This window comes from Paenibacillus sp. JMULE4 (assembly GCF_013337105.1).
Classification (GTDB): Bacteria; Bacillota; Bacilli; order Paenibacillales; family NBRC-103111; genus Paenibacillus_G; species Paenibacillus_G naphthalenovorans.
Genome location: NZ_SGWF01000022.1, coordinates 83,972 through 110,516 on the forward strand (window position 1 = coordinate 83,972; position 26,545 = coordinate 110,516).

30 protein-coding genes are annotated in these 26,545 nt (G+C 49.9%); 29 read left to right on the top strand and 1 reads right to left on the bottom strand.

What is annotated here, in order from left to right; all coding sequences use genetic code 11:
• The 26 genes from EXW96_RS25680 (at position 1) to EXW96_RS25805 (ending at position 22,662) form a co-directional block, all read left to right on the top strand.
• Positions 1–1,581, top strand: coding sequence for a CpaE/TadZ family protein (locus EXW96_RS25680; RefSeq protein WP_225312655.1), 1,581 nt, complete (start codon positions 1–3; stop codon positions 1,579–1,581).
• 17 nt (positions 1,582–1,598) lie between these two features.
• The gene (locus EXW96_RS25685) at positions 1,599–1,829 is read left to right on the top strand and encodes a hypothetical protein (protein ID WP_019007335.1); all 231 of its coding nucleotides are present in this window, start codon (positions 1,599–1,601) and stop codon (positions 1,827–1,829) included.
• 38 nt (positions 1,830–1,867) lie between these two features.
• Positions 1,868–2,986 carry an SAF domain-containing protein gene (locus tag EXW96_RS25690; protein WP_062494009.1) on the top strand — a complete coding sequence of 373 codons (1,119 nt, stop codon included), beginning with the start codon at positions 1,868–1,870 and terminating at the stop codon, positions 2,984–2,986.
• A 15-nt stretch (positions 2,987–3,001) separates the two neighbouring features.
• Positions 3,002–3,727 (top strand): hypothetical protein, encoded by a 726-nt coding sequence (locus tag EXW96_RS25695; RefSeq protein ID WP_062494007.1) that lies wholly within the window; start codon positions 3,002–3,004, stop codon positions 3,725–3,727.
• On the top strand, positions 3,717–4,553 hold the full coding sequence (locus EXW96_RS25700) for a CpaE/TadZ family protein (RefSeq protein WP_174351727.1): 837 nt from the start codon (positions 3,717–3,719) through the stop codon (positions 4,551–4,553). Before EXW96_RS25695 ends, EXW96_RS25700 begins: the two co-directional genes overlap by 11 nt.
• Before the next feature lie 3 nt (positions 4,554–4,556).
• The gene (locus EXW96_RS25705) at positions 4,557–6,428 is read left to right on the top strand and encodes an ATPase, T2SS/T4P/T4SS family (protein WP_174351728.1); all 1,872 of its coding nucleotides are present in this window, start codon (positions 4,557–4,559) and stop codon (positions 6,426–6,428) included.
• On the top strand, positions 6,418–8,490 hold the full coding sequence (locus tag EXW96_RS25710; RefSeq protein WP_174351747.1) for a hypothetical protein: 2,073 nt from the start codon (positions 6,418–6,420) through the stop codon (positions 8,488–8,490). Before EXW96_RS25705 ends, EXW96_RS25710 begins: the two co-directional genes overlap by 11 nt.
• A 20-nt stretch (positions 8,491–8,510) precedes the next feature.
• On the top strand, positions 8,511–8,990 hold the full coding sequence (locus EXW96_RS25715) for a hypothetical protein (protein WP_019007341.1): 480 nt from the start codon (positions 8,511–8,513) through the stop codon (positions 8,988–8,990).
• A 72-nt stretch (positions 8,991–9,062) separates the two neighbouring features.
• Positions 9,063–9,452 (top strand): hypothetical protein, encoded by a 390-nt coding sequence (locus EXW96_RS25720; protein WP_019007342.1) that lies wholly within the window; start codon positions 9,063–9,065, stop codon positions 9,450–9,452.
• 12 nt (positions 9,453–9,464) lie between these two features.
• Positions 9,465–10,013 carry a hypothetical protein gene (locus tag EXW96_RS25725; RefSeq protein WP_019007343.1) on the top strand — a complete coding sequence of 183 codons (549 nt, stop codon included), beginning with the start codon at positions 9,465–9,467 and terminating at the stop codon, positions 10,011–10,013.
• Positions 10,000–10,974: a hypothetical protein gene (locus EXW96_RS25730; RefSeq protein WP_019007344.1), complete on the top strand. Its 975-nt coding sequence runs from the start codon at positions 10,000–10,002 to the stop codon at positions 10,972–10,974. Before EXW96_RS25725 ends, EXW96_RS25730 begins: the two co-directional genes overlap by 14 nt.
• A 130-nt stretch (positions 10,975–11,104) precedes the next feature.
• A complete protein-coding gene (locus EXW96_RS25735) occupies positions 11,105–12,253 on the top strand; it encodes a copper amine oxidase N-terminal domain-containing protein (protein WP_174351729.1) in 1,149 nt (382 codons plus the stop codon).
• A gap of 43 nt (positions 12,254–12,296) precedes the next feature.
• Entirely contained in the window at positions 12,297–16,067 is a 3,771-nt protein-coding gene (locus EXW96_RS25740) for a DUF5704 domain-containing protein (RefSeq protein WP_254611575.1), read from the top strand.
• Positions 16,068–16,152: 85 nt separating this feature from the next.
• Positions 16,153–16,425: a hypothetical protein gene (locus EXW96_RS25745; protein ID WP_144938228.1), complete on the top strand. Its 273-nt coding sequence runs from the start codon at positions 16,153–16,155 to the stop codon at positions 16,423–16,425.
• A 24-nt stretch (positions 16,426–16,449) separates the two neighbouring features.
• Positions 16,450–16,641: a hypothetical protein gene (locus EXW96_RS25750; protein WP_144938230.1), complete on the top strand. Its 192-nt coding sequence runs from the start codon at positions 16,450–16,452 to the stop codon at positions 16,639–16,641.
• A 171-nt stretch (positions 16,642–16,812) separates the two neighbouring features.
• On the top strand, positions 16,813–17,040 hold the full coding sequence (locus EXW96_RS25755; RefSeq protein WP_062493985.1) for a hypothetical protein: 228 nt from the start codon (positions 16,813–16,815) through the stop codon (positions 17,038–17,040).
• 66 nt (positions 17,041–17,106) lie between these two features.
• Entirely contained in the window at positions 17,107–17,313 is a 207-nt protein-coding gene (locus tag EXW96_RS25760; protein WP_174351730.1) for a hypothetical protein, read from the top strand.
• A gap of 37 nt (positions 17,314–17,350) precedes the next feature.
• On the top strand, positions 17,351–17,506 hold the full coding sequence (locus tag EXW96_RS25765) for a hypothetical protein (protein WP_174351731.1): 156 nt from the start codon (positions 17,351–17,353) through the stop codon (positions 17,504–17,506).
• 55 nt (positions 17,507–17,561) lie between these two features.
• Positions 17,562–17,864 carry a DUF7678 domain-containing protein gene (locus tag EXW96_RS25770; RefSeq protein ID WP_062493983.1) on the top strand — a complete coding sequence of 101 codons (303 nt, stop codon included), beginning with the start codon at positions 17,562–17,564 and terminating at the stop codon, positions 17,862–17,864.
• Positions 17,865–17,953: 89 nt separating this feature from the next.
• Positions 17,954–18,280, top strand: coding sequence for a DUF6809 family protein (locus tag EXW96_RS25775; protein WP_174351732.1), 327 nt, complete (start codon positions 17,954–17,956; stop codon positions 18,278–18,280).
• A gap of 52 nt (positions 18,281–18,332) precedes the next feature.
• Entirely contained in the window at positions 18,333–18,533 is a 201-nt protein-coding gene (locus EXW96_RS25780; protein WP_144938240.1) for a hypothetical protein, read from the top strand.
• Positions 18,534–18,747: 214 nt separating this feature from the next.
• Positions 18,748–19,266, top strand: coding sequence for a DUF6036 family nucleotidyltransferase (locus EXW96_RS25785; RefSeq protein ID WP_225312648.1), 519 nt, complete (start codon positions 18,748–18,750; stop codon positions 19,264–19,266).
• 15 nt (positions 19,267–19,281) lie between these two features.
• Positions 19,282–19,656 carry a hypothetical protein gene (locus EXW96_RS25790; RefSeq protein ID WP_174351733.1) on the top strand — a complete coding sequence of 125 codons (375 nt, stop codon included), beginning with the start codon at positions 19,282–19,284 and terminating at the stop codon, positions 19,654–19,656.
• 437 nt (positions 19,657–20,093) lie between these two features.
• Complete coding sequence (locus EXW96_RS25795; RefSeq protein ID WP_144938243.1) at positions 20,094–20,306, top strand: hypothetical protein; 213 nt, start codon at positions 20,094–20,096, stop codon at positions 20,304–20,306.
• 326 nt (positions 20,307–20,632) lie between these two features.
• A complete protein-coding gene (locus tag EXW96_RS25800; protein ID WP_144938246.1) occupies positions 20,633–21,652 on the top strand; it encodes a tyrosine-type recombinase/integrase in 1,020 nt (339 codons plus the stop codon).
• Between the two features lie 197 nt (positions 21,653–21,849).
• Positions 21,850–22,662 (top strand): hypothetical protein, encoded by an 813-nt coding sequence (locus EXW96_RS25805; protein ID WP_174351734.1) that lies wholly within the window; start codon positions 21,850–21,852, stop codon positions 22,660–22,662.
• Positions 22,663–22,665: 3 nt separating this feature from the next.
• Here the strand turns inward: EXW96_RS25805 and EXW96_RS25810 are convergent, their stop codons facing one another.
• Positions 22,666–23,907 (bottom strand): ISL3 family transposase, encoded by a 1,242-nt coding sequence (locus EXW96_RS25810; RefSeq protein ID WP_174349589.1) that lies wholly within the window; start codon positions 23,905–23,907, stop codon positions 22,666–22,668.
• Positions 23,908–24,024: 117 nt separating this feature from the next.
• Between EXW96_RS25810 and EXW96_RS25815 the strand changes: the two genes are divergently transcribed.
• The 3 genes from EXW96_RS25815 to EXW96_RS25825 are packed head-to-tail and all read left to right on the top strand — an operon-like array spanning position 24,025 to position 26,542.
• Positions 24,025–24,333: an ABC-three component system protein gene (locus tag EXW96_RS25815; protein ID WP_174351735.1), complete on the top strand. Its 309-nt coding sequence runs from the start codon at positions 24,025–24,027 to the stop codon at positions 24,331–24,333.
• Positions 24,318–24,833: an ABC-three component system middle component 2 gene (locus tag EXW96_RS25820; protein ID WP_144938252.1), complete on the top strand. Its 516-nt coding sequence runs from the start codon at positions 24,318–24,320 to the stop codon at positions 24,831–24,833. Before EXW96_RS25815 ends, EXW96_RS25820 begins: the two co-directional genes overlap by 16 nt.
• Positions 24,833–26,542: an AAA family ATPase gene (locus tag EXW96_RS25825; RefSeq protein WP_174351736.1), complete on the top strand. Its 1,710-nt coding sequence runs from the start codon at positions 24,833–24,835 to the stop codon at positions 26,540–26,542. The genes EXW96_RS25820 and EXW96_RS25825 overlap by 1 nt, the downstream gene beginning before the upstream one ends.
• Positions 26,543–26,545 lie beyond the last annotated feature (3 nt).

The window sequence follows — 26,545 nt, forward strand, 5'->3', positions numbered from 1 at the left end:
GTGGTGTTGTTTCGTCCTCACCAGCGTCGTCGGCAAGCGTGGGCCGAGCGGCTGCGAAGATCGGGCTATGACATCAAATTCGTTCATGATCCGGAGCGGATATCCGGGGAGACGAAGCTTGTCGTCATTGATACGGCGGTCGGAAGATGGAAGGAATATGTCCGGCTGATGCAAAAGCAAGGGCTGCCCATTGTATTGTTGACAGACGGCGATTTGCAGTTGACGGAGGAGGAACTCGCATCGCTCGGCGCAGCCGGAACAGTGACGCAGGAAGAGGCAACAGACCGGGTCCTTGCCAAGTTCCTTCGCTTGAATGAAAATCATCCGACGGATCGGACAGAAACAGAAGCGCAAGCTTCGTTTCCGCAGTACGTAAGAGGGTTAAAACTGATGGCTGAAGAGTCTGGTGCGCAGGAATCGGAACAGGCCGATTCGATCCAGGATGAGGACAGTGAGTTGGAATCAACGGTTGCCGAATCGGAAACCGAACAGGCGATCCAGAGGAATATGGTCACAAGCAGTACGCTGTCACAGCGAAAAGCGGCTCGGCAGAGATCGGCGGAACATCCTTCCACGAAGACCATTCCTGCTATTGGTCAAGCTCCTGCCTTGGCTTCGGATGAAGTGCTTATGCGGGACTTAAAGCCGCCTCTAACGGAAGACGAAGAACAAGAGCCGCCCTCCAGTCCGGCGAAGGGACCAACAACGATAACGGACGAGAAAATACAGACTTGGCCGGATGACCCGTTTGCGCAGGTCGCGGCTCAGACGCCGCTTCTTCCTCCCTCTGCGAAAAGCCGGGATCTCCCTTCGATCGCGGCGGTCTATGCGTCCAAAGGGGGCGTGGGCAAAACGACGTTTCTTTTACATCTGGCTGCGATTTTGGCAAAAGAAGGACGACGGGTTTGCGTCCTCGATCTGGATCTGATGCACGGTACGGTAGCTTCGATGTTGCAAATACAACCGAATAAAACGATCGTCGATCTGGTTCGTCGGATCGATGATCCGAAAGCGTGCAGAGCCTGTCTTCTCCAAACGAAGATGGGCTTTTCCATTGTCGCCGCGCCTTCGCAGCCATGTACGTTTCGGATGCAGCGTGAACAGCTATTAGCAGTCCTTCGGTTCTTGAATGAGGAAACGGATATCGTGCTGATCGATACGCCTGTCCATTTCGACAGCCTGATCAAGTTGGCTTTGGAGCAGGCCGAGCAGCTATTCCTAGTGGCAACCGATGAGCCGGCCAGTATGAAAAGCCTTGCACGAATGAAGCCGCTGCTCAACAACCTTCGTCCGACGCCAGAGCTTTACATGATATGGAACCGGCTTATGGAACAGGCACCCAAGGAGCAGTGGCGCGAGAACCTGCCGTGGCCGGTGATGTTAGAATTGCCGGAAGATCCTACGGTCAGCAAGGCGGTTCGAATCGGTCAGTGGATCGCAAGTTCGCCTTGCAGTCCGTATCGTCTGCGGGTGAAACAGCTTGCGGACCGTTGGCTGGGGGTGGAGCCGGAGCGTCCAGGGGACAAGCGGAACCTGCTCAGGCGTTTGCTGTCCAACCGGAACTATATGAAAACAACGTGAGAGGCGGTGAAAGAGACATGAAAGTGCTCGAAGCGGAAGTAGTCCATCCCATCAATGCCAGAGGCGGCCTGTATGTTCTGATCGAAGGAACGCAAGCGGAAGTTTATAAGGGGGCGTCGGATCGTCTGGCCGTGGAGACCGCGAACCGTCTTGGATGGAAGGGTGACGGTCAAGCGACCACCGGCATCCCGACACGGGAAGGCGTCGATCTGTACACGCGCGCGTACTGGTTTCACGAAAAGCGATAACCCCGCGTTTCGAAAAAAAGAAAGGAGAATGACAAGCCATGAACAGCCGACAACAAAAACGAGTCATCATTGCATCCATCGCAGGAGGATTGGTGCTGCTCCTTTTTGCGCTGGCCCTTGTGTTCTATTTTCAGGCGAAACAAGCCAGCTTTGAGGAGCAGCTTCAGTCCGAATACGATACGAAGATCAAGGAATGGGAGTCGAGGGAACAGGCGGCGATAACAAGGGTGTTGGCGGCCAGCCGCAGCATTCCGGCTGGAACCACTCTACAAGCGGGAGATGTCAAAGCGGTGGAGGTGCCCGCCGTTCAGGCGGCAACCGGGAGCCTCAAGGAGCCAAGCGAGGCTGTCGGCAAAATCACCAAGATCGATTTGCAGCCGAACACGCAGCTCGTCGTTTCGATGCTGTTTGAAGACAAGCCGATTCCGAGGGATTTAAGGGTGCAAGAATTTAATGTCATCCAGTTGCCGACGAATCTGCAAAAAGGGCAGTTTGTCGATGTGCGGATCAACTTCCCGACCGGCGAGGATTTTATCGTCCTCAGCAAAAAGAAAGTCCGGGAACTGTCCGGCACGATCGTTTGGTACGAAATGAACGAAACTGAAATCCTGATGGTTTCCAGCGCCATCATCGACGCCTATCTGCAAGGGGCCAAGCTGTACGCGCTCACCTATGTCGATCCGGGCATGCAGGAAGCGGCAGTTGCCAACTACCCGTCCAACCCGAAGGTGCTCGACCTGATGGAACGCGATCCGAACATTTTGGAAGAAGCGAAAACCGCGCTCGCTCGCCAACTTCGCACGAAGCTTGATAACAACCTGAAAGCAATGAGCGATACGGACAAAATGAGGGTGATCAGCGGCAGCGTCACTGTTCAGCAGCAACTGCAAAATGAGCGCATTACGACGCAGCAAAACAATGAATTCCGGCAGAGCATTCAGCAGCAGGTTCCAGCATCAACCGGCAGACAAAATAATCAAGCGGAACAAACAACATCGAATCCAAAGGAGCCTGCAACACCGTCAAGTGTGCTGCCTTCGTCCGAACCAGCAAAGGAAACGCCGGCATCGACCCAGACACCGGACCATGTCAACAATTCGCCCAAGACGGATCGGCTCGAAGATGTGTTTGATCAGCCTAAGACCGGCGGCTCATAAAGGAAGGAGGCCGACATGAAACAAGTTGTTTTTTTCGGTGCGCCGGATAAAAGCCATTTGCTGCTTGTGCTGGGCAAGCTGCTGGCAGCTGCCGGGCAGCGGGTGCTGCTTGTCGATTCGACGGTCGCGCAGTCGGTACAAGGGTATCTCCCGCCGTCGGATGAGCGTCCGGGCGCTTTTGTGACCGAGTATGAAGGACTGGACGTCGCTGGAGGGTTTATTACGTACGGCCAGCTGGATCGCTATTTGAAGCAAACAGAAGGCAAGTGGCCGCATTACGACGTGATGCTGCTTGATACGGATCATGCCGAATTTGTCAAAGGGCTGGAGTTGCAGGCGTTTGCTCATCGCGTCTGGTGCAGCAGCTTCGAAAAATTGTCGCTCAAGAAAAACGCAGAATTGATGCAGCGGCTGTGTCTGGCGAAATCCGCCACGCAGCCGCTGAAGCTTTTCAAGCTGATTTACCCATACGTGCAGTCCACGATAACCGAGGCGTATATTCATTCGCACTACGATGCTGATCTTGTCCTGTGGCAGGATCCGGTATTCCGCATTCCGCTCGATGACAGGGATGTTTCGGCCAAAATCGATAATCAGCATCACGCCCGGATCGATGTGAGAAAGCTGTCCAGAGCGTATGTCCGGACGGTGCTGTCCCTATCGAAGACGCTGTTCGAAATGAACGGGCGAACTGTCAAAACGGCTTGGAAACGGGTAAGGAGGAATCGCCGTGGGAGTTAGCGTCGTCTTCTGGAGTCCGGTGCCGGGACAAACGGGCAACACTACGAACCTGATCGCCGTCGCCGCGCTGCTTGGTCTCGAATATTCCGCCCGAATGCTTTTGCTCGGCCATTTGCAAAGCCGGCGCGCTGTCATCGAACAGGCGTTTCTGAAGTGGCGATCACAGGCGGGGGGCGAACCCGCTTTTACTGCGGACTCCGGCATTGATGCCTTAGCGCGGCTGGCTCAAAACCGCAAGATGACATCGGAGATGATTCGGGACTACACATTGCCGCTGCTGAAGGACCGTCTCGACCTGCTACCGGGTTCGAACAAGGCCGACAAAACGTTTATTCCCGGCATGAAAGAAGTGCTTCTGCCGCTGCTGGATACGGCGAGGCGCTACTACGACCTGACGCTAATCGACGGCGGCAGCGGCTTGGGATCCGGATGGACGCAGGCGCTGCTGGAAAACGCCGATCTGGTGGTGGTCAGCCTGAACCAGAACCACTTCGTGTTGGAGCGGTATTTTCAGCAGCAAGAGGAATTTTTGCTTGGAAAAAAGCTGGTTCTTGTTGTGGGGCAGTACGATCGGTACTCCCAACACACAGCCAAAAATACCGCCAGGAAGCATAAGGCAAGCGTCCCGCTCTATCCGGTTCCGCATCATGCTGGGTTCATGGATGCATCGCAGGATGGCCGTGCAATTGACTTCATGTTTCGAAACCGCAGCGTGCCGGGTGACCATGAGAATCATTTTTTCATGCAGTGTGTCCGGATGCTGGCGCAGGCGGTCATCGAACGAGCCGGATTCAACAAGCCGTTTTTCGGCGGGAAGGGGGAGTAGCAGATGCTTGGGCTATTGAACGGATTGCTCATCCTCATGCTTCTCCTGCTCTCGGCCGCGCTGCTGTACTTCCGCATGAGCGGACGCAAGCTGGAGAAGCTGCCGGAGGAACGGGTCTACTCCGTTGACGCGATGACTGCGTACGTGAAACAGGCGCTGCATGACCTGACGAGCAGCAACCTGTATGATCTCGGTTTGTCCGAAGAGGAATTCCGGCGCCGGAAAAACAAAAGGGCCGAACTGAAGAAGGCGCTGCGCGGCTGCACATCCGGGGATTTGCGGGACAAGGCGTATGTAAAGCAGTTTTTATACGATCTTCTTTTGCAGACGTATCAACTGGACGAGGGGAACATCAACCGGATCATCCCGTTCGACGATCCGTACGAGCTTACGCCGCAGGACCAGTTCGAGATACTGCTGCATCAGTACAAGAAACGGTACCGTTTCGATGCGCTCGGCGAACTCATTCGCAAATACGGGCTGGACCGGCCCAAGCTCGGGATAGAGGACGGGCAAACCGAATCGTACCGGATCACTGCCGAGGAAATCCACGACATTTATAAAAAGGAAGCCAGGCGGCTGCATTTCGAGGACAAGCTGCGAATCGTGGTGCAGCGTATTTACCAGCAATACAAAGGCTTCAGCGTCGTGGATGAAATCCGGGATATGAAAATCGACGGCGTGTCGGCCGGTGTGTCCGGTTTGCCGCCTTCCGTATGGGAGGGGGAATGGGAGTTTCAGGCAGATGCGCTGCTGCGTGAAGTACCGAAGTCCCACGACAGCGTCTGGATTTTTTACAAAGGGAAATCCATTCATCTCAGCTTCCTCTCCTTCGGCTCGGAGCAAGAACTAAAGCGCGTCTGCCAGAACATCTACAAGCACAATTATCCAGGACAATTGTCGGAAGCGAACGGCTTCAAAGTGAATGAGATGGCCGACGGCTCCCGCGTCGTTGTGCTGCGCCCCCGATTTTCGGAATCGTGGGCGTTTTTTGTTCGCAAATTCGATGTGCAGAGCGCCACGCTGGAGCAGCTCATCCGGAACGACAATGCCCAACTCCCTGTTGGGCTGATTGCCTTTCTGGTTAAAGGTGCACGGATTACTGCTATTACTGGTGCACAGGGGAGCGGGAAAACGACGCTGCTGATGGCAATGGTCAAGTTCATTTCCGCGACCTTTACGATTCGGGTGCAGGAAATGAGCTTCGAGCTTCACTTGCGGAAAATCTACAAGGACCGCAATATCCTCAGTTTCCGCGAGACGGAAACCATTTCTGGGCAGGACGGGCTGGACATCCAGAAAAAGACGGACGGCACCGTGAACATTCTCGGCGAGGTGGCGACAGATCCGGTCGCGGCGTGGATGATCCAGATGGCGCAGGTCGCCTCGCTGTTCACGCTTTTTACCCACCATGCCAAAACATTCCGCGACCTCGTCTATTCGCTTAGGAACTCGCTGCTGAAGACCGGCGTGTTTACGAACGAAAAGGTCGCCGAGCAGCAGGTGATCAGCGTCATCAATTTCGACATTCATCTGAAACGCGATGTGAACGGGCACCGCTACATTGAGCGGATTACCGAATGCGTCCCGCTAGACCAGGAGACGGATTATCCCGTTCCATACCGGCAGATGGACAAGCTCGAAGACAAGATGGCCGCGTTTATGGATACGGCTGTCGAATATTTCCATCGTTCCACCGACCGAAAGCTGTACGAAGCACGGAATGTGATCGAATTCCGGGATGGGAAGTATGTAGCGGTGCATCCGATATCGGACCAGAACGTGAAAGAGATGCGGGAGCACATGCCGGAACCGGATCGCGCGGCATTCGCAGCGTTCCTGGAGGCGAATTGGGGTGAGCGTAATGGAGCTTAAATCGCTGCTATCCCTCGTGCTTGGCGGGGCGGTCGTGTTTTTTCTTGCCGCTGTCCTGCTGTTCCAATGGCTGTCCCGTAAAAATACGGGCGCGGGTTCGATCCGGGAATATGAGGAACTGCGGCTTCCCGGCAAATCGACCCGCAAGCATGACGTGCACAGCTTGTTGCAGCGCATTTATGTAGCATGCGAACGGGTTCCGCTCTTTCGCACCTATCTGACGACGATCCGCAAACGGCTGTCGGCGCTTCAACCGTACGACGAATGGAAGCTGCGGCTGGAGACGATCAAGATTGCTCTTGCGGCATGGGGCCTCCTATTTGGAACCGCCGTGCCGTTGATCCTATTTGTGCGGGACCCGATAACGCTGCTCATGATCTTTACCGGTCTCTGGGCGCTTCACGGCATGATTGCTGATGTGTTTGTTCACCGTTTGGAAAACCGGCTGCTCCGCCAGCTGCGCCACTTTATGGCCGATGTCCGGCATCACTATCATCGACACGGCATGGTGGAGGAAGCGATCTACGACGCAGCGGAAGCCTCTCCGTACGAAATGGCTTTGCACGGGCAAGAAGTGTATGCGGTGCTGACCGCCAGCCATCCGGAACAAAAATTGGAGCAGTACTATGAAGTCGCTCCGAACCGCTTTCTGAAGGGACTGGCCGGCATATCGCATCTGGTCAAGGAATACGGGGACAAAACGCTGCAAAACGGATCGTTGTACTTGAAAGCGCTCGGGAAGCTGACGACCGAACTGAATCTGGACATTTTGCGACGGGAGAAGCTCAGTTACTTGCTGCAAGGACTGACGGCGATCGCGCTCATCCCGATTTTGTTCACCAAGCCGGTCGAAAGTTGGGCGCGAAATTACTTCCCTCCGATGGACGATTTTTACGCCGGCAAGCTCGGCTGGATCACGAAAATGGTCATCTTGCTCATCATTCTCTGCTCGTATGTGCTGCTTCGCAACATGCGGGAATTGGATGGTGAACACAAAGCAAGGCGGCGCAAGCCGTGGGAACAGCGTGCTTACGATCTTCCGTGGGTACGCCGGGTCATCGACCGGATTTCTCCCGAACCCGGCACGCGGGAAGCCACCCGCTATGCCATACTGCTCAAGGAAACGAACTCGCCGCTCCGCTTGGAGTGGTTTTTTGTGCAGCGCGTGACGATAAGCGTTTTCTCTTTTCTGCTTGTGCTCGGTTTGTTTGTAACGCTGCATGCGGTGACGAAACACCAGCTGCTTTATGCGTCCGTGAAGCCGGAAACGATGTTCGGCCGCCTTTCGCCGGAGGAAGAGGCGAAAGCCAGGCAGACAGCGGCGCTTGATCGCCGGATCATGGCAGATGTGAAGGGGGTGAAAACCAAGCTCTCGGAAGCGATTTTCGACGAGCTGCGCAAAGACCCGCAGCTTGCGCAGGAGGAGGCGCAGCTTCGCGCCGCCGCGCAGCGCATCCTGAACAAAATGGAGGCTTTAAACAGCGAGTACCTGAAGTGGTGGGAGGTGATGCTCGCCCTGATGACCGGCTGGGGCGGCTACTTTGCTCCGGTTGGCATCTTGTTGTTTCAGCGGCAGATGCGGCATATGGAGATGAAGCACGAGGTCGATCAGTTCCATTCGGTGATCGCCATGCTGTCGGAAATGGACCGGATGTCGGTGGAGCACCTGCTGGAGTGGATGGAGCGGTTTTCCTTTATTTTCAAGGAACCGATTCAGCACTGCCTGTTGCATTATGAGCATGGCCCGGAACAGGCGCTTGAGGAGCTAAAGGAACAAGCGCCGTTTCTTCCGTTTGTCCGCACGGTGGAAAAGCTGCAACTGGCGGTGGAAAAGATTCCGATCCGGCAGGCATTCGATGATTTGGAATCCGAGCAAGCCTTCGCCCAGGAGCAGCGCAAGCAGGATTACGAGCGGTTGATTGAAACGAAAGCGGGATGGGGGAAAATGATCGGCTTCGCGCCGATGATGTCCCTCATTTTCGGTTATCTGGTATTCCCGCTCGTCTATGTCAGCCTCAGTCAAATGTCGGTGTATTATGAGCAGATTCAAAAAATCCAATAAGCAAAGGAGTTTGATGCACAATGAGTAATGCGCAAAAAGCGCTTGTGATGGCGGCAGGCATTTTCCTCGCCATTGCCCTTATTACGCTGGCTGTCGTTCTGTTTATTTCCGCGCAGGAATCGACCAAAGCGGCGCAAAGCAATTTCAGCAACATCCAGACGGAGCTGTCGCAGACGGCGTTTACCGTCTATGACAATACGCTCGTTTCCGGAAGCCAGGTTGTGAACGCGCTGCGCAAGTTTAGCGACCAGGATCAATTCGGCATTCAGATCGTAACGGGGAAAAACCCGGCCGGCCAATGGTACGGCAAGGTGCTCAATACGGGCGTTCCGATGGACAGCATTACGTACGGTTCCGTGGTGGGTCCTGCTCCCGGCCGGCTCGATCATACGGTAGACGAGGCGGACAGCAACTACGTGAACCCGAGCGGCAAGTTTCGGGCCCAGCTTGTCAAAGACAGCAGCAACGTCATTCGCGGCATCGTGTTCCGGCAGCAATAAAGAGACGGCGCCAATCCGCCGGTCTCATCTTGAAGCTCGGCGGGTTGGCTGTTTAGAAAGGAGGGTGCGCCGATGAGTCATTCCGTGCGCACGATGATCGACATGAGCTTCGCTTGTCTCATCTTTGTCATGGCGGCCACTGCCGGACTGCTGCTGTTCCAAAGCGGCGCTGCTGCGCTGGATACGGCTTATGTATCAGGAAAAGCGCAGGATCGCAACGTAATGCCGACGCTCTCCCCGATTACCGGAGACGGCAGCGTGTCCGGTGCGGAAGTGCTGCAAACGATCGCCCAAATCGGAGAAATCGGAATGGAGGTCGTGGTAGACGGTACCCGGTATGCCCCATCGCTGGAGCGGGAAGATATCGCTGTTTCAGCCATTCGTCTGAATGGCCGATATACTCCTTCCTATGAGCGCGGGCCAGATGGACAGCTTAAGCAAATCGTATTCGTGTCGCGGTGAAAGGGGTGTGTGATGAACAGTATTTTGAAAGTGTTCGCGGTGATCATCGCGATTCTTCTATTATATATTTTTCCGATCTCGGCCGCGTTTGACCAGCAAGACGACGTGTCGGAGCTGGTTGTCCTGCGGGCCACAACTTCGTTTGTCGATGCGGTCAGGGACAAAGGATTCATCTCCCCGTCCATGTATAACGATTTCTTGCAAGCGATACATGCAACGGGAAACACATTCGATGTGCAGATGGAGCACGGGCAAAAGCGATACATTCCGGTTTACGACGATCCGGCGCGTCCGGAGACGTTCCGGAACGAATACGAGGTTCACTTTGACCGGTTCTACAACGCGCAAATTCTCCATGTGCTGTTTCCGGACAGCGCGGCGGGCAAGGACGATCCGTCGCGCCGCTACAAGCTGCATGTCGGGGATATGTTTTATGTGGTGGTAAAGAACACGAACCGGACGAATGGCACGATCCTGCACGATTTTCTGAACAACGCCAGCAGCCCACATGAAAAAATCTTCATTCCCTACGGCGGGGCGGTGCGAAATGAAGATTATTAATTGGGCGATCGTCGGGGTATTGATTCTGCTTCCTTTCTATGTGATCAATCGAGCCGATACCGAAACGCAGCGCCGGATGATGATTACGGAGCTGCGATATGATGCCGCGCTGGATACGGCGGTGGACGATGCGGCGCGGGCGCTGCTGATCAACGTCAACGAACAGCAGGAAGCCCGGTATGAATCGGCTAAACGGATGCGGGTGAATAAGGAGGAAGCGATCGATACGTTTTACCGGACGCTGTACATGAACTTTGGTGTTGCAGAAGACCCAATCGCACAGGGGGTTCTGAACCGCTACATTCCGGCTGTGATCGTCATTGGCTATGACGGTTTTTGGGTGTACGCCGAAGAAGAGTTTACGAACGCAGCCGGTGAAACGGAAATGCGTCCCGTATGGGGATCAAAGAAGCCATACGCATATGCCGATGCGCAGGGAAACAGCTTATCCTTCACGCTGGACGATTACGTAATTGCATACGAAGCCGGGAGCCGGACATGGCAGGAGGGCTTTCGCTCGGAAATCCAATCCTCGATTCCGTTGCTGCACAATGCGGAGTTGTTCGAGCAAGTGCGGCGCAGCAGGATTGTAAATGCGGTTCAAAACGAGCTGGCGTACCGGATCAACCGGCATAACCAGTATGCTTCACGCAACGGCATTTCCTATACGTTTACGCTTCCGACGATCAGCGAAGAGGAATGGAACAATACGGTGAACGATATCGGCGTCATGGCTTTTGTTCAGGGCATTCCGATGGGGCGGAAAACGTATAACAACTACGCGCTTGGCGGGAGCCGGGTGTTGAAAAAGCCGATTATTCTGGGGGCGGTTAAAGACGGCAGAAAGGTGTATTACCGCAATACCTGTGCGTTCCCGTACCCGGTGGAAGAAACGTTTGCCAGCGAAAAAGCGGCCGCGCAAAAAGGGTATATGCCGCTGTCATGCAGCAACCATCCATGAGCGATCGGCTCAAATCGGAATTCAAGCGATACGGGGTGGACAGGTCGGCACAGGGATTATATGATGGAGGCACAACGTCGATTTTTTCCTGATATTCTCAATTATTCTCGAAAAAAGGAGTGAATCGAGCGTGAAAAAATGGGTTAGCACAAGCTTGGCCGTAATGATGGCGTTTGGTCTTATGACCGGGATATCCAACGCGGCAGCGAAAGCCCCGGCGTTTGTGAGCGTCGTCATGGACGGACAAAAAATCTGGTTTCCCGATGCGCAGGCTTTCATCGATGAAAACAACCGGACGCTCGTGCCGGTGCGCTTTGTGGCTGAAAAAATGAATGCCAAAGTAGGCTGGGAGCCGGATACGATGTCGGTTCCAATCGAACGGGGCGATCAGCGCATTCGGCTTACTATCGGCGAAAACAAAGCACTCGTCAACGATAAAGAAGTCGCTTTTGACACAAAGGCGATTATAAGCGGGGGCAGAACGTTCGTCCCGCTGCGGTTTGTGAGCGAAGTGCTGGGCGCGGAAGTCAAGTGGGACGAAGCTACCGCAACCGTGCACATCAAAACAAAGGAAGATGCCGAGGGAAAGTACGATCAGTGGGGACGCCTGATTCGCACCACCAACCTTCCGAAAAATGCGAAGGACTATCCGTACATTTTGGCTGATGTTCCGAATGAAATGTACGAGATGAAGTACCCGTTTTCCCATCCCGATGTCAAGGAAAGGTCCGTATCGGCGGAGATGTACGCCAGTTGGCCCGAATTCAAGAAAGAAAACATTGACATCTGGATGGATCGGTTAAAAGCATTCGGAGCATTATGGCTCAATGTCGACTACAGGACGATTGATGACACATGGGCTGAGAAGGTGGCTGAGGTGCAGTCGGACGGCAATGTTGGGAAACTGAAAGCAGCTCGGGAATATGTCGATTGGGTAAAGGATAATCAAATTGTGATTGAGGGATACCTCGATCCGGAACCGTCCATGATATATCAGGATGGATTCGGAGGGTATAACGTTCGGTCAAAGTTCAGGATAAAGTTTAATCATTTCAAACAGCACAAAACACTTGTTTATGATACCTGGTTTCCCGGTGACATGAAATTGGAGAATGATACATGGGTTCCTAACGACACTCCATTTGAAAAGGGAGTTTGGTACGAGGGATATTCGGATATTGTAATGGATACGAACGTCGGAGGAACTTGGGGAAAAACCTTAAAAGTGAGTCCGGGAGCGAGCCTGTTTTTTAATAGTATCATCCGAAAGGTTGATTAAAAATGAATAAAAGAATCAAATTGGGATTGTGCATGCTGCTAGCATGCACTTTTTGTTGTCCTTTTTTTCCTATAGAATTTACGCGGAAGTTCCTAAAGTTCGAATTACTGGCGGGAAAATAACATTTAACATCACAAGTACGGCCGCTTCGTCAGGGATTCGATACAAAACGGTCGGTTGGACGGTGCGCAGGGAAGATGCGTCCATATGTACGTATGATTCCAAAGGCAAACACTGCGATCCGACAGGAACAGGCTCAGCATCAATCGAGGGCCTGGAACAAGTGGATCAATATCCCCAAAATCCGGCACCAGGAACACCGGTCACCACCTTTTTCGAAGTACCGGAGACGAGAGTAACGAAGGCTTTGACAGACAGCGGAATGGAAGGCATCAAGCAGAATGATCAACTTTATCTATATGCCATCATGATCGTTACGCAAAACGGGAACAAAATCGGCGGGCCGTACTATACCTTAGATGAAATCAAAAAGGCGCAGCCATGGGCGCATCCTGACGATCTGGACGATTATTATGGCGTTCCGGTGACGTATGACAGTCCGGATTTTCCGGTCGATATCGTCTGTAAAACCGAAACGGGCGCCGTTATTCCGGATCCGGCGTGCACATTCCATAAAGGCGACTATAAAGCCGGGGAAGAGATCGAGCATACGTTCGAGGAAACATTCGAGTCAGGCGGAAAGTCGTATGAAATCGTCAGGTCGTATTTTGTATCCAAAAACAATCCGGGGAATAAAAAGTTCGTTCGGGAAAAGGGACAGGAAAATCTGCTCGACCGGCACATCAGTGTGTATTTAAGCGGAGCCGACATCATCGCCGAATACAAGGAACAGGACAATCCGGTCAAAGCCATTTACCAGAAAGAAGACGGCACTAAGCTGAAGGAAACGGACAAGGGTAAGTACGCGACCGGGGCGGAGGCCACCCATACCTTTGAACAGCAAATCACCGATAACGGCCAAACCTACGAAATTATCCGGTCGTATATTATCAACAACGATAAACCGGACATGAAGCAATTTATTCAGGAAAAAGGAGACCCGAAGCTTCGGGAGCGATCGATCACCGTAGCGGCAGGCGGCTCCAACTTTGTCGGCATCTATAAAATCCCCTCCTCGGTGATTGTCACCTCCCGGATTGAAGCGCCGGATACGGTGGACAAAACGGTTGCCGAAGTGGACGGGGATTTTATTTTTGAAGCCGAAGCGCTCAAAAATCTGAAATCGTACGAAATCACGGATATCCGAAATGCTGCGCTTGCGCAAGACAGTGACAAGACCGGATCGCTCACCGGCACATCCGCCAGCAAAACGATCCCCATCAAAATCCCGTTTTCTTCCGGTTCCAGTGTGACGGTGCAAATGACTGTCGTCGTCAAAGATGTGGACGGGAATACCGGCGACTCCACAACGGACCATACGTTACGCAAATCGGATGGCGGGGATACGACTCCAGGCGATTCCAGGCAGGCAGAAGTCATGGATCCGGGCGCAACAGGCGTCATCAGGGCGGATCAGCGCGGCGCAGAGAAATTCGATGTGCTGAAAGGAATCCCGACCTCCGAAAGCCTGTATGTGAATGCCTTGTCGAAAGCGTATTTGTACCGGAATGAGTTTGTCGAAATATCCGGCACGCAGCAGTATCCGATTCAAGTGAGCAAAACGTACACGCTGACCTGGACGGAAACACGTTCCGGTCCTCCGGATGCGGATGGCAATCCGACTACGATAACCGTGCCCCGCTCGGACACGCAGACGGTGACCAAAAGCTATACGATCGAACGCAAATACAGCTATTGGGTCATCAACCGCCTTGAAGTATACGGCATTCAAAAAGCGACATTTGCCAACTATGCGCTGCCATCGGGAACGGTCACCGTTCAGCCGAACGGTTACACCCCGCCGAATGTATCTGCGGCCCACGATGCTTCGCTGGATGCGCATATTACCCATCCGATCTACTCGAATGTGACGCTTCCGGGTCAGACCATTTCCGGAGGTTCCAGCCGTCCATCCGTTCCGAACGAGGATTGGAAAAGCGAGGCCGAGAAGGCGATTGGCAAGATCAAGGTGATAAACGATTCGCTCGTCTTCAATGGAACGACGGTGATGGATAACCGGACGGTAGAGGAACAGGCTCCGGCGCCGGGAGCGATTCCGGCCCCGCCGATGATCGGACAGGATGTGCTGTACGAAAAAGGCTACGTGATCGATTCCGGCAAGGTAAACAAAGCCAACCAGCCAAGTTCGGGTACGATATTCTATTCGCTCGTCAAAGGCATTAACGGCGGGGCGAATCAAACGTTTCCGATCAACGGGATCAACACCGTTACCGTGCATACGCCGGTCGTCAACTATGCCTCCGTTTCGGACGACAAGGCGCACAATCAGAAGACGCAACCGGCTACCGGTCGGTCGGCGTTCATTTTGGACCGGCCGTTTACCGTTACCGTTCCGACCAGCGGCCAGCACCGGGACATTCCAGGTTACGGCAACCGGGACTATGCGAAGTACACGAAAGACAAGCAGGTCTGGTTCCCGTTTGACGTGTACAACGCCGACAAATCGACGTTCATTCCGAAAGAAACGTGGACGTCCATTCCGGTCGGACAGGCTCAAATGACGTTCTTCCTGCCGGTATGGGTCGACGAAGGCAACTATGACGTGCTGTTCCGCACCTTTGCGGAAAACAGCCCGCCGTCTTCTTTTGGCACACAGATGAACGCCAATATGGAGGTGGCCAATCACGTCGCCACGCAGGTTGTTCCGGTGGAGGTCATTGGCCGTCTCTATGATTTCCGCATCACCGACATCGCAGATTACAATTGGGAAACGGTGTTCCGGACGCAAAAGGGCAGCGCCACGCCTACCGGAAAGGCCTATTGGGTCGGTACGAAAGGAATTGACGGCGCGGCGCGGGGCAACCAGCCTCCCTTTGTGCTGCCGGTTCGGCAGGGCAGCCACCCGGAAGACGGAAAGAAAAACTTGGCTGTGAAAACGGGGTATCATTTCAAGTTTGACGTCAAAACGAAAGGGAATATGTTCGGCTCGAGCGACGGCATTCGTATTACTCCGACCTTCTATTTTGTGGACAGTAAAGGCAAGAACCGGCAGGAAGTTGATCTCTACTACCACTCCGGGAACGAGAAGTTTATCCGGATCGGGTCGAGCGACGATGTGGAGCGGCGCAATATTACGCTGGATACACGGCTGAGAAACGTGCCGCAGCAGGAACTGATCAACACGGCAAGCTCGTTGTGGAGTTTGAACGGCGGTTCCGGCACGAAGCAGGCGTATATCGACCAGTACCTGAAAGGCGTCAAAAAACCGACCTACGTCGGAGGATATGACATTATGCTGCTGCCGCCCCAGCTCCGGACGTTCTTAGGCAGCATGAATGTGCCGTCCGGCGTCGATGCGGCGCGCGCCAACGCTTCGGTGCAGAAGTGGTACGGAGAATACAGCTTGCCCGCCGCGCCGTATGTCGTGCCGAAAGGATTCAACCTTGCTGAGTACGGGCGCACGAACCGGCTGGATGACAAATCGCCCATTTTCATGCGCGACGGGTTTATCATCGTCAACTTTAACATCGAGACGATCCGCAACCGGGACTTGAACAACCCGCATTTGCAGTACATCCATGGACCGCTGAACAACCAGTGGCAGATGGAAGGATTCCAGCGCAGCTTCACCGATCCGTACGGCGTGACGTTCCAGTTGAAGGACGGCGATATCGTTTTTTACCATGCCAACCTGTCCTCGTATGATGACTTCGGTACGGGTGGAACGCATTAGTTCGGGTTTATTTTTCTCTTAATCACTTTACACGAAAAGGACTCCTGTACGCAGGGGTTCTTTTCGTGTCTATGGAGGAATGCGCATGTACGACATCCCGTCCGGCGGCGGATGCTTTTGTCCGGTCCAGCCGCCTGTTTGCTATGGAACGGGCTTGACGGAGGAGGGGGAATGGATGCCGTCACTGGAGGTCATATCCAAAGAGAAGAACGGTTTTGGCGATACGTTTTACTACATCCGGGATCAAAACGGCGTGACAATCCAGGTCTACGAAGGAGACCTGGAGGCGTTTATGAAAAAGAAAGGCGTTTTGGAGCTCAAGGAAGGTGTCTCGTTCCTGTATCCCAAGAAGAAATGATAAACCCCGGAAAGGAGCAGTTGCATGAGCTATGACCATTTCAAACGAAAAGTGCAAAAAGCGTATCCGGACGCTGCCCTCTCGTTTTCCTCCAATGGCGCCCAGCACATGGCGAAGGTGGAAGGGCATTTGATCCTTTACACGAACGCCGACAGCGATGCCATTTACGGTATGATGAACGGCGTTCCCATTGGCCGGGCGATCGGAATCGAATAACGAGCCAAAAAAACAAGATCGCCGGGTAGTCAATGAGTTTGGTAGCTACCGAAGCGTTGTTTGCAAAATGATAAGACGGAAAGATTCACTCCATATCGGGTAGAGTGAGCTTGAGAAGGATCTAATTCGGATTTCTCCATTGTGTTTTTAAGGGAACGGGGAGGTGACTCGATGAGCCAGTCCCAATTTCTATTCTTCATCGAAACGATGCCAATCAGTCAGAATGTCGTTCAATTGCATACCAAAGATAAATACGGCAACCCGGTTACCGTTTATGTGCGCCGTGATCGATTTAACCAGTGGCAATGGCAATTTGAAACGCGTGCCGGAAAAAGTCTATGGCATAGCGGGGAACTGGATGAAATCCGAAATTATTGGCGGATTTTTTCTCTGCAATAAAGCCATGAAAGAAATGCAGGCTTTGAAGTTTTACCAATAAACATTGACCAGAAATGGGGGCGGGCGATGAAGAACCCAATTTCTTTGCCGAAGGATTGGATCACCGTGCTGGTCGTGTCTCATTGTGTTTCAGATGTAAATTTCCGTCGGGATCTTGCAGCTTTTGCGAGGGACAAAGGATACAATCCGCAATCCATCATGGATGCCATGGACAGGCAATTGGAACGGGCATTGCGCGGGGTGTTGAATGGCCAAGATTTCCGGATGGAATGACAGAGAAGCTTGAAACAGAAAGGAGGAGGTGAGTGGTGTGTTCAAATGTACCTGCGGCGGGATTTTTATGGTCATCAAAGTGGAGGAGTATCCGAAGCATTTGAGCGGAATGGAACGGCTGAATTATCCTCGTTCGTGCACGGTAAAGTGCGACAAGTGCGGCACCATCAAAGAAAACCAGCCTTACGATTAAGAGGGACAGGATCGATACAAACGGTCGTGTCCTTTTCATTTGGGGAGGGATGAACATGTCATTTCAAGAGAAGGGTCCATGGTTCATGGGCCGGTTGTTCGAAGGTGAAGTGGACGGATATTTTGTTCAGGCCCAAGTATTTTCAGAACCGTCCAAATACGGGATTGCCGAAGGGCGAATCAGCCGCCTGACTGTGTACCCGGATCGGTCTGCCGGATTCAACCGTAATCTGGCCAACTACGACCGGGGATGGGACGGCGGCCCGCCGAACAACATCCGAATCCGCGCGGTGGTGGAGAAAACGGTACGCCATTTTGACGGTAAGAGCGTCGACTGGTCGTTCGAAACACGGCGATAAAAGAAGTCGGTAATCGGGAAAAACGACTTGCTACACCGGGCGCAGCAGAGGTAAGATCGACACACCTTCCGAGGAAAGGAGAAATGGGTGTGGATGGTGTACCTCCATGGTTGATCGCGGCTTTCCGGAAACGAATTGATGTACTCGGCCAGCGCATGCGTATGCATCCAAGACATAGTACGGCATGGAAAGAAGTGTCCGAGTTGTTTGAACAGCTCAAGGAAACGTTCTCCGAAGAACAGCAGCGCCAGTTTGTGGAATGGGAGGACCGTTTTAGTTTTCAAGAGTCCATAGAAAAAGAGGAGATGTACGTACGCGGGTTTCTGGACGGGTTTCACATGTATGCCAGTATAGATGAATTGATCCGCCAGATTCCTGTCGATGAAAGGTTCGGTAATGCGGATCCACCCCAATGATCGGGATTTACCTCATATGGGTTTTGCACTTAAAAAGTGGGGATTCAGGGTGTTGACAAAGCTTCAAAAACGGACCGAACAACTGACATTGGAAGTGAGGCGAAAACTGATTGGCTGGCAGAAAGCCTTACAGCAAGGCGATACGGAACACAGCCAGCGATCGAAGCGGATATTTTTCGATCTGGTCCAAAACAGCGGACTTCGGCAGGTGGTTGGAATTGTTATCTCAACTGGCCTCAAAGGATTAAGGTAAGATGTCTGAGGTTGAACAAATGGAAACATACAAATTGTTCTTGCAAAATGCCCGCCAATTGGCGGGCATTTTGCATGGTCAGCATCTTTTCCCGACATGAATACCTGCGCCGCGTACAGGGGCAACGTTGGCCGCGACGTGCGGCAAATGTCGGGAACCGTTTCTCGCTTTTGAAATAAGTGCAATCGACTTATAATGAAAGGAGAAGATCATTTTGTTAAGTAGGTCGGCGATCATGAATTATTTGGAAGTGGTAAACGAGAGACTGAAACAGAAAGGGTTGCATGGGGAACTGTGCCTGTTCGGAGGCGCGGTCATGTGCCTTGTATTCCATAGCCGGGAAGTCACCAAAGATATAGACGCCGTATTTGCGCCGACAAGTGAAATGTATACCATTATCAAAAATATTGCGGACGAATACAATCTGGAGCCGGATTGGTTGAATCCCGCAGTCAAGGGATACGTCTCCCGCAATCATGACGTCCGGTTGTTTAAGCGTATGTCCAATCTGGCGATCTACGCGGCTACAGCGGAGTATATGTTTGCCATGAAATGTTTGGCCGCGCGAGGGTTTGAAAGCAAGGATCGGGAGGACATTCAATTTTTGGCGAGGTACTTGGGCATCCGGACGATGAACGAGGCGCTGGCAGTACTTGAGAAATTTTATCCGCAAAATCGGATGCCGCCGAGATCGCAGTATGTGCTGGAAGAACTTTTCGGCAACGGATTATAAAAGGATGGGGTAATTATGGAGTTGCGTGATATCGCGCATCTGACCAGTCAGAATGCAGGAAGCTTCGAAATTCATACCGGTAATTTTTTGGATGAATTTTATCGCAGCGACAATGAGAAAAGAAAACAAATGGTGGAACAGGAACCTGCCTTTTATCCGAACCTGGCTCTCCATATCCTGCCTTTTTTGGCGGGTATGGCAGAAAAGCTGTGCAACGATTACAATTTGGAGTGCCCGGCATGGGTTTATCGTCCGCAGTATTATTTGAAAGAGCCGGTGTTTTGGATGGAAGCTAAGGGCAATCTTCGACTGGTGTTGTTGGTGGAAAGCCCGATCGAGTTCAGACTCCGGAATATCTTCACCTCTGCGAATTCGTTAACAAGGGTCTGAAGTTCTTTTGAGGGATGAAAGCATGCCAGTTTTAATCACTTAACGGTCGCGCAAGCGAAGAAGGAAGCGGAACATTATTTGGAAACAGCGCTTCCTGCTGCACGTCGATTTGGTTTACACCCAATCAAAGATCAAGGAAGTCGTGGCACAATATAAGCAGTGGCACGATGATGATGGGTAGCTTGTGACATCGGAAATCGGCCAAACTATACTTTCACTGAATCGATAATTGTTCAAAAACAAATATGTTCAAACGTGTAAACGAAAGCCGTCCCGCTGGGGCGGTTTTATTGTTTCACGGCACAGGAGGCGAGTTGTGTTGAACCGTTATTCTTTCACATGCAGTCGTTGCGGGAAAACGATTAGAGTCGAACCGGGGATTTTTGATCAGGTATACAAAGGACAGGACTTGTGTCTTTCTTGCAGGAACAAATCGGATGGAAAGGGATGATCAGGTGGACCGGCAGTTTGAATGTGGGTTAGTAGCGGACGGTTACCGGATTCGGATTACGGTTTTCACGTCAGACCGATCGAAAGTAGAAGCACTGGCGCGGCAACGGGCATCGGAACGAATGAAGCAGGCATATGGCATCGAAAAAGCGCCGGCAGAATTCGTTGTTTTCGAGATTACTGAAAAGATCCTTCATTAACAAAGATGAGGCATACGCTTAATGCTTTCCATTGTCCAATCGGGGAGGCGATATCGATGGTGAAGACCCTTGTTTTCGTCGAATGCAACCATGAAGGGGATTTGGATACGTATGTATGGGAAGTGGCAAACAGCGGTGGTCGGATTGTTGAAAAAAGATGGAACCACAAGCAACGGTCCGGCATCGTTGAAATTCACATGAACCATGAAGAAGAATGGAAGGTATTCATGGACTGTTTCAAACACAAAAATTCCAGCTTCTTTTTACGAAATGTGCGATAAGCAAATCAATCAGGAAAATAACCAAAACGGACGGAGGGATGAGCCATGGGCGGAAATGTAATACGGATGTTTCGGCAAAACGACACTGCACACAAACGGCGCAGCAATGAACTGTACGATTCCGGCGCGTTTTCCGGGGCCGGTTACCGGTTGACTTGGGAAGAAGCCGTAAAATTGTTTATCCAGGCCCGCCGAGCGGAAACATCAAGCGATCATACAGTGAAGTTCGAACAAAACAGCCTGGAATGCTACCGCCGAATCTTGCAGGAACAGGAGATTGAGGCAGGTGTTTATGACGTTACGACAGATTTCCTGCGTAACAAGTTTATTATGACCATGGTTGAGAAAAAAGGCTACAAGCTCAACACCATCAACAATCGAATCAAGGCGATCAAGCGCTTCTTTTTATTTCTTCATGAGGAAGGATGGATCCCGGACAACCCGGCGGCACACCTGAAAACAAGGAAAGGCCATCACCCGACTATTCCATCTTTTACAGAGGAGCAGGTCGTCGCTTTGCTAAAACAGCCGGACCAGAATACGTTCACAGGTTTCCGGGATTATACCATGCTGTCCTTGATTCTCGATACGGGCCTGCGTATCGGGGAAATGACTAAGCTGAAAATGAGCCAGGTCGACGTGAAGGAAAGCCAGATACTCGGCGTAATCGGAAAAAGCAAAAAGCCGCGCGACATTCCGTTTTGCGATGAGGTGCGCAAAATTTTGATCCGATACATCAAGGCAAGGGGCGATGTGAAATCGCAACACTTTTTTGTTACACTTGATGGCCGACCGCTCGGCGTCCGGTCGTTCCAGGAAGCTCTGCGCCAGTATGGGAAAGACGCCGGTATCACCAACGTGCGGGTCAGTCCGCATACCTTGCGGCACACCTTCGCCAAAATGTACATCATGCATGACGGAGATCCGTACAGCCTGCAGGACATCCTTGGTCACACGTCCCAGGACATGGTTAAAAAATACGTGAACCTGTGGAGGCCGGAAATGAGAGAGAAGCACACAAAATCATCGCCGATGCGGCATTTGTATCGGGATCGGCTAGTTTAACAAACAATTTATTTAGTGCAGGGGCTAGTAGGAGGTGGTTCTTATTTCACGCGAATAAACTCATTCATGCCAGCCCCTGATCATTATTCCTCATTGAAAATAGGTATATTTACTCATGACATATCGTAAATAGGAGGAAATTCAAGGAAAATGTAGAAGCATTAAATCAGAATCTTTTATTATAAGCAGGTGACACCATGGGCCATTTGGTAGAAGATTTGATAGAAATAAGAAAGCCAAAAATTCCTGATAATTACGATATTTTATTTGGTGTGCCTATTCCTCCTATAGATCGATTGCGAACTTTTTCTGCGGATCAATTTGAAGATATGATATGTGAATGGGTAGATGGATATTTAAATGCACAGTACGCATTAGTTTATCGTTGTGGGTCAGCAGGTGACAAAGGCAGAGATATTGTTGCTTTATTGCAAGATGACAAAAATGGTGAATGGGATAATTATCAATGTAAACATTACGATCATCCTTTATATCCAGGCGATATTTGGTTGGAATTAGGAAAGCTATGTTATTACACATTCATTAACGCATATTCAGTTCCGAGGAAGTATTACTTTATATCTTCATGCGGCATAGGAAATTCTCTAGCTGAGTTAATCGAAAATCCTATTCGTTTAAAGGAAGGATTAATCTTAGCATGGAACGATAAATGTAAAAAGAAGATAACAGGGGTTTCTGAAATAGAATTAACAGGAGAATTACTGAGTTATGTAGAACAATTCGATTTTTCAATAATAACTCATTGTCCTCCGCAAAAGCTTATTGATCAGTATAGTACGACACATTTTTATAAATACAGATTTGGTGGAGGATTGAACAAACAAAGACCTCAACCAGAAAAACCAAAGAATAGCATTCAACCTGACGAAGTTAGATATGTATCCCAATTGTATGAAGCTTATTCAGATCATATAGGCGAAAGTATACATGATATCGAAAAATTAAAACAATATGATAAATTGTGGCTCAATCTCAAAATCAGTGCTTGACAATTAGCCGAACATCCGATGTCGGTTGCATTCGATCAGAATGCCAGCCTTATAGCGACTGCGATTTCGTGTAAAGTAGTGGCGGCGCTGAAAGGCTTTGATGCGATTGTGGCGGCCTTCTACAGTCGCATTTGTCCAGCGGCATTGATGGTAGTTAACGATCTCCTCTTTCCAGTTGCGCATGGTCTTCAGGGTGCTTTGGACGGCGGGGTGATCAATCCGATCGCCCTGCTCACACCAACGCTCAAATCCCAATTGGGCAATGGCAAGATTCGGCGAGCAGTTGTACCACGTCGTAAATGCTTCTTTCCATTCCCACACGCCGCGCAGTAGAGGGGAGTAATGGAGCAGCGTTTCCAAACGTTCGCGGCTTTTTTCATCAAGCGACTCCGCTGGCGGATTGAGCAACCGATGGTTCGCTTTCAGATAAGCCTTCGCCCGTGGCGACAGGGTGTTCTGCACGGTTTTCCGAACCGCCTGCACGCTTTCGATGACGTAACCGTGAACATGAAAACGATCGGCAATGCGAATCGCTTTTGGAAAACACTCGCGAATCCACGTGTGATACGCCTGAGCTAAATCCATGACCACCGCCTTCGGGTTCAACAGCAGGAAGCCAGGATGCTCTTGCGAATACGCCCGCAGTTCCTCCAGCTTTCGACCGGGCAGCAAGTCCAGCATCGTCTCGCCTTTGAGGTTGTGAATGCCGGTGTTATACGTATGGCCTTTCTTGATGGCAAAGTCGTCGATCCCCAGAACCAATCCGGACGTTTCTTGCGCTTCTTCCCAGACACGTTCGTAGATCCGCTCGCACTCCACTGGCACCGCCTCGTTATGCATGCGCTGTACGGTACTGGCCGGTGTTTGCTGCATCCGGGCGCTATGCGCGGCCGTGGACCCCAGCGCTTGTTCGACCGTCTGGGAGCGAAAGAGTCGGCTGTAGCGCTGCTTGGGACCGACAAATTCGTACGCCCACACAAATCCGGCTTCACAGCGCGTACAATACATCCGAATCGACGGCACGTGCAGGTAGGTTTGCTTTTCGAATACGGAAAGATGCCGGACGATCCGCGGTTCATTTCTTCCCTTGCGGACGACATGTTCAATGGACTTACAGCATGGACAGCATTGCTTGGCGTCCACGGGTAGAGCTTCTATGTGAAGTTCATCGGCATCGATGGACAGAATTTGTTTAATTTTCAGCTCTGGTAAGTCGAGCATTTCATTGATATACTGAGTTTGCATCTGTTTATTCCTCTTTGTTGTTGGGTAGGACTTACAACAATACAGGATTAGCAGATGTTTTTCCATATTTAGCCTTCGATCAATTCGTCAAGCACTGATTTCGGTTTTGAACCTAAATTGTTCCAACATTTTAATAGACAGAGAGAGGACTTTTACAAAGCCGAGTCTTTAAGAAGGTTTGCTAGAGACGAACTTCCCTATGATGAGCCATTTGAAAAACTTCAGGAAGAAATTTACAGAGGTGTTATTGATGTAGTTGAAGATGATCATCCTGATGGATTTGTTTGTGTGAAAGAAACAATTAAAGAAGCAAGAAGACTAGCGATTACAAGCAATGTATTAATAAAGTATGTTGATGGCAGTGACAGAAGTGGGATTTGTCATCAATTGGCAAATAAAGATAAGCTTATATGGGTGAAAAAATGAATAATTCTATTCTTAGTAGAGAGACCTATTTATTCAATACTCCATTAGAAGTTGGACTTCGATGCTTGGTAATATTGAATGAATTGGAAGGTAAAGCAATTGATTTACAAAGAATTATATATCTAGACTATCTTCTGGTTCATTACGGTGATATTGACTCTAATTATGAAAGTTTGCATCCTGCAACACCCTATAGATCAGGTGAGATACTGATAAAAAGAGATTTAGTGAATCAAGGTTTGCTTTTAATGCTAAGAAAAAAATTGGTTGAAGTTGAATATGGACACAATGGAATCCTGTACAAAACCCCTCCGTACTGCGAGGTATTTCTTAATCACTTTGAATCAAAATATATGTCTCAACTGAGAGCAATGAGTAAAGTTTTATTGGAGAGATTTTCTAGTTATTCTGATGAAGAATTGAAAGAATTTATGATGGATCATATTGATCGTTGGGGTGGAGAGTTTACTAGAGAGTCATTAGTTAGGGGAGATAAATAATGGCTGCAGAGGGTTTTTATATAACTGAGTTAAGGCTTACAGGCAGAAATAAAATAAATGCAAGTGTTATTTTTAGAAAAGGGCTCAATGTAATTTCAGGTGCATCCGACACTGGCAAATCATATATTTTTCAGTGTATTAATTATGTGTTCGGCAGTTCCGATGAGCCAAAAGAAATTGATGAGAGTATGGGATACTCTACAATTTATCTTGAGATCGAGAGCTATTTAGGAGAAACAAAAACGCTTAAGCGAGATATTGGCGAGCCTAAAATACAAGTTTATGACTGCAAAATTGATGAAATCACTCCATTGCAAGATTTTATTGATTTGAAGGGATCACATGATCCAAAAGACGATAACAACATTTCAACCTTTTTGCTTTCATTTAACAATATTGAATCCATGAAGTTGCGAAAGAACCAACGTGGAGAAAAGGTTGCTTTTTCCTTCAGAAATTTCGTAAGAATGATCATGATAAATGAAGAGAAAATAATTTCGGAAATTTCTCCAATATTATCAGGAATCCCCACTAATAAAACAGCTGAACTATCAGCATTTAAAGCGGTGCTTACAGGTGTTGACGACAGTGGAGGTCCAGAATTAGAAGACCCGAAAATATATAAGACACGACTAGAAGCTAAATTAGAGATTATAAATAATTTAATTCAAAAGTTAAGAAAAGAAATAGAAGAGAAGAAAGAACTAGTAATTGATCTTGACTCAAACAATCTAGATTTACAAATTGAGCAAGTGTCTGAACGAATTGCTGATAATAGTAAAATAATAAACGAAAACATGGAGGAAAGGAAGAGAATTTGGGAAGAAGAGCAAGAAATCAAATCTCGAATATTAATGCTTGAAGAATTGGTAGGAAGATTTGATTTGCTAAAGAAAAGCTATTTATCTGATTTGGATCGACTACAATTTATTATTGAAGGCGATCATTTTATATCACAACTTTATGATTCAAACTGTCCTATATGTAACAATACGATTAATCAAGAAGCATTTAATTTTCTTGAACACAACCATGCTATACAAGTAGAAAATCTTCAAATAGCGTGTGAAGAAGAGAGCGACAAATTGAGAAGTCAATTGCTTGATCTAAATGATACGGTTAGTACATTGAAAAGTGAGCTGGAAGAAAAGAGGGCATCAGCTAGAGAACTAAATCAGAAAATAGCTCAGATCGATCAATTCATTCAAAAAGAACTAAAACCTATTTCTGTTATTGCGATGGAACATCTAAAGTTTTTGCTTAATACAAAAAAGCTTTTTCATGAAATTGAGATAAATGAAAAACGAATACTTGAATATCAGATAACTCAGCGGGATATTATGCACGAGTTGAGCAAGAAAAATGTAAAAATTCAGTATGTTAACGAAATAAGTGAAGAAATCTACAAGGACTTTTCTAATGAGATTAAAACCTTGTTAGAGAATTGGAATTATCCCGATTTAACAAGTGTATCTTTTGATCATGAAACGCATGATCTAGTTGTTTCTGGAAAAAAGAGAAAAAATCACGGTAAGGGCTATCGGGCAATATTGAATGCAGCATTTACAATTGGATTGATGAAATATACTAGAAAACTGGGACTGAAACACCCGGGCATGGTAATTCTGGACTCACCATTGACTACTTATAAAGAAAAAGCAGAGAAAACATTTTTCTGGAAGAAAGCGATGACATTCCTTTGGACATGAAAC

Bases quoted from the DNA above. Each gene is read 5' to 3' on its own strand.
- EXW96_RS25685 (WP_019007335.1), top strand. From the start codon at position 1,599: ATGAAAGTGCTCGAAGCGGAAGTAGTCCATCCCATCAATGCCAGAGGC.
- EXW96_RS25690 (WP_062494009.1), top strand. From the start codon at position 1,868: ATGAACAGCCGACAACAAAAACGAGTCATCATTGCATCCATCGCAGGA.
- EXW96_RS25695 (WP_062494007.1), top strand. From the start codon at position 3,002: ATGAAACAAGTTGTTTTTTTCGGTGCGCCGGATAAAAGCCATTTGCTG.
- EXW96_RS25705 (WP_174351728.1), top strand. From the start codon at position 4,557: ATGCTTGGGCTATTGAACGGATTGCTCATCCTCATGCTTCTCCTGCTC.
- EXW96_RS25710 (WP_174351747.1), top strand. From the start codon at position 6,418: ATGGAGCTTAAATCGCTGCTATCCCTCGTGCTTGGCGGGGCGGTCGTG.
- EXW96_RS25715 (WP_019007341.1), top strand. From the start codon at position 8,511: ATGAGTAATGCGCAAAAAGCGCTTGTGATGGCGGCAGGCATTTTCCTC.
- EXW96_RS25720 (WP_019007342.1), top strand. From the start codon at position 9,063: ATGAGTCATTCCGTGCGCACGATGATCGACATGAGCTTCGCTTGTCTC.
- EXW96_RS25725 (WP_019007343.1), top strand. From the start codon at position 9,465: ATGAACAGTATTTTGAAAGTGTTCGCGGTGATCATCGCGATTCTTCTA.
- EXW96_RS25730 (WP_019007344.1), top strand. From the start codon at position 10,000: ATGAAGATTATTAATTGGGCGATCGTCGGGGTATTGATTCTGCTTCCT.
- EXW96_RS25740 (WP_254611575.1), top strand. From the start codon at position 12,297: ATGCACTTTTTGTTGTCCTTTTTTTCCTATAGAATTTACGCGGAAGTT.
- EXW96_RS25745 (WP_144938228.1), top strand. From the start codon at position 16,153: ATGTACGACATCCCGTCCGGCGGCGGATGCTTTTGTCCGGTCCAGCCG.
- EXW96_RS25750 (WP_144938230.1), top strand. From the start codon at position 16,450: ATGAGCTATGACCATTTCAAACGAAAAGTGCAAAAAGCGTATCCGGAC.
- EXW96_RS25755 (WP_062493985.1), top strand. From the start codon at position 16,813: ATGAGCCAGTCCCAATTTCTATTCTTCATCGAAACGATGCCAATCAGT.
- EXW96_RS25760 (WP_174351730.1), top strand. From the start codon at position 17,107: ATGAAGAACCCAATTTCTTTGCCGAAGGATTGGATCACCGTGCTGGTC.
- EXW96_RS25770 (WP_062493983.1), top strand. From the start codon at position 17,562: ATGTCATTTCAAGAGAAGGGTCCATGGTTCATGGGCCGGTTGTTCGAA.
- EXW96_RS25790 (WP_174351733.1), top strand. From the start codon at position 19,282: ATGGAGTTGCGTGATATCGCGCATCTGACCAGTCAGAATGCAGGAAGC.
- EXW96_RS25795 (WP_144938243.1), top strand. From the start codon at position 20,094: ATGGAAAGGGATGATCAGGTGGACCGGCAGTTTGAATGTGGGTTAGTA.
- EXW96_RS25800 (WP_144938246.1), top strand. From the start codon at position 20,633: ATGGGCGGAAATGTAATACGGATGTTTCGGCAAAACGACACTGCACAC.
- EXW96_RS25805 (WP_174351734.1), top strand. From the start codon at position 21,850: ATGGGCCATTTGGTAGAAGATTTGATAGAAATAAGAAAGCCAAAAATT.
- EXW96_RS25810 (WP_174349589.1), bottom strand. From the start codon at position 23,907: ATGCAAACTCAGTATATCAATGAAATGCTCGACTTACCAGAGCTGAAA.
- EXW96_RS25820 (WP_144938252.1), top strand. From the start codon at position 24,318: ATGGGTGAAAAAATGAATAATTCTATTCTTAGTAGAGAGACCTATTTA.
- EXW96_RS25825 (WP_174351736.1), top strand. From the start codon at position 24,833: ATGGCTGCAGAGGGTTTTTATATAACTGAGTTAAGGCTTACAGGCAGA.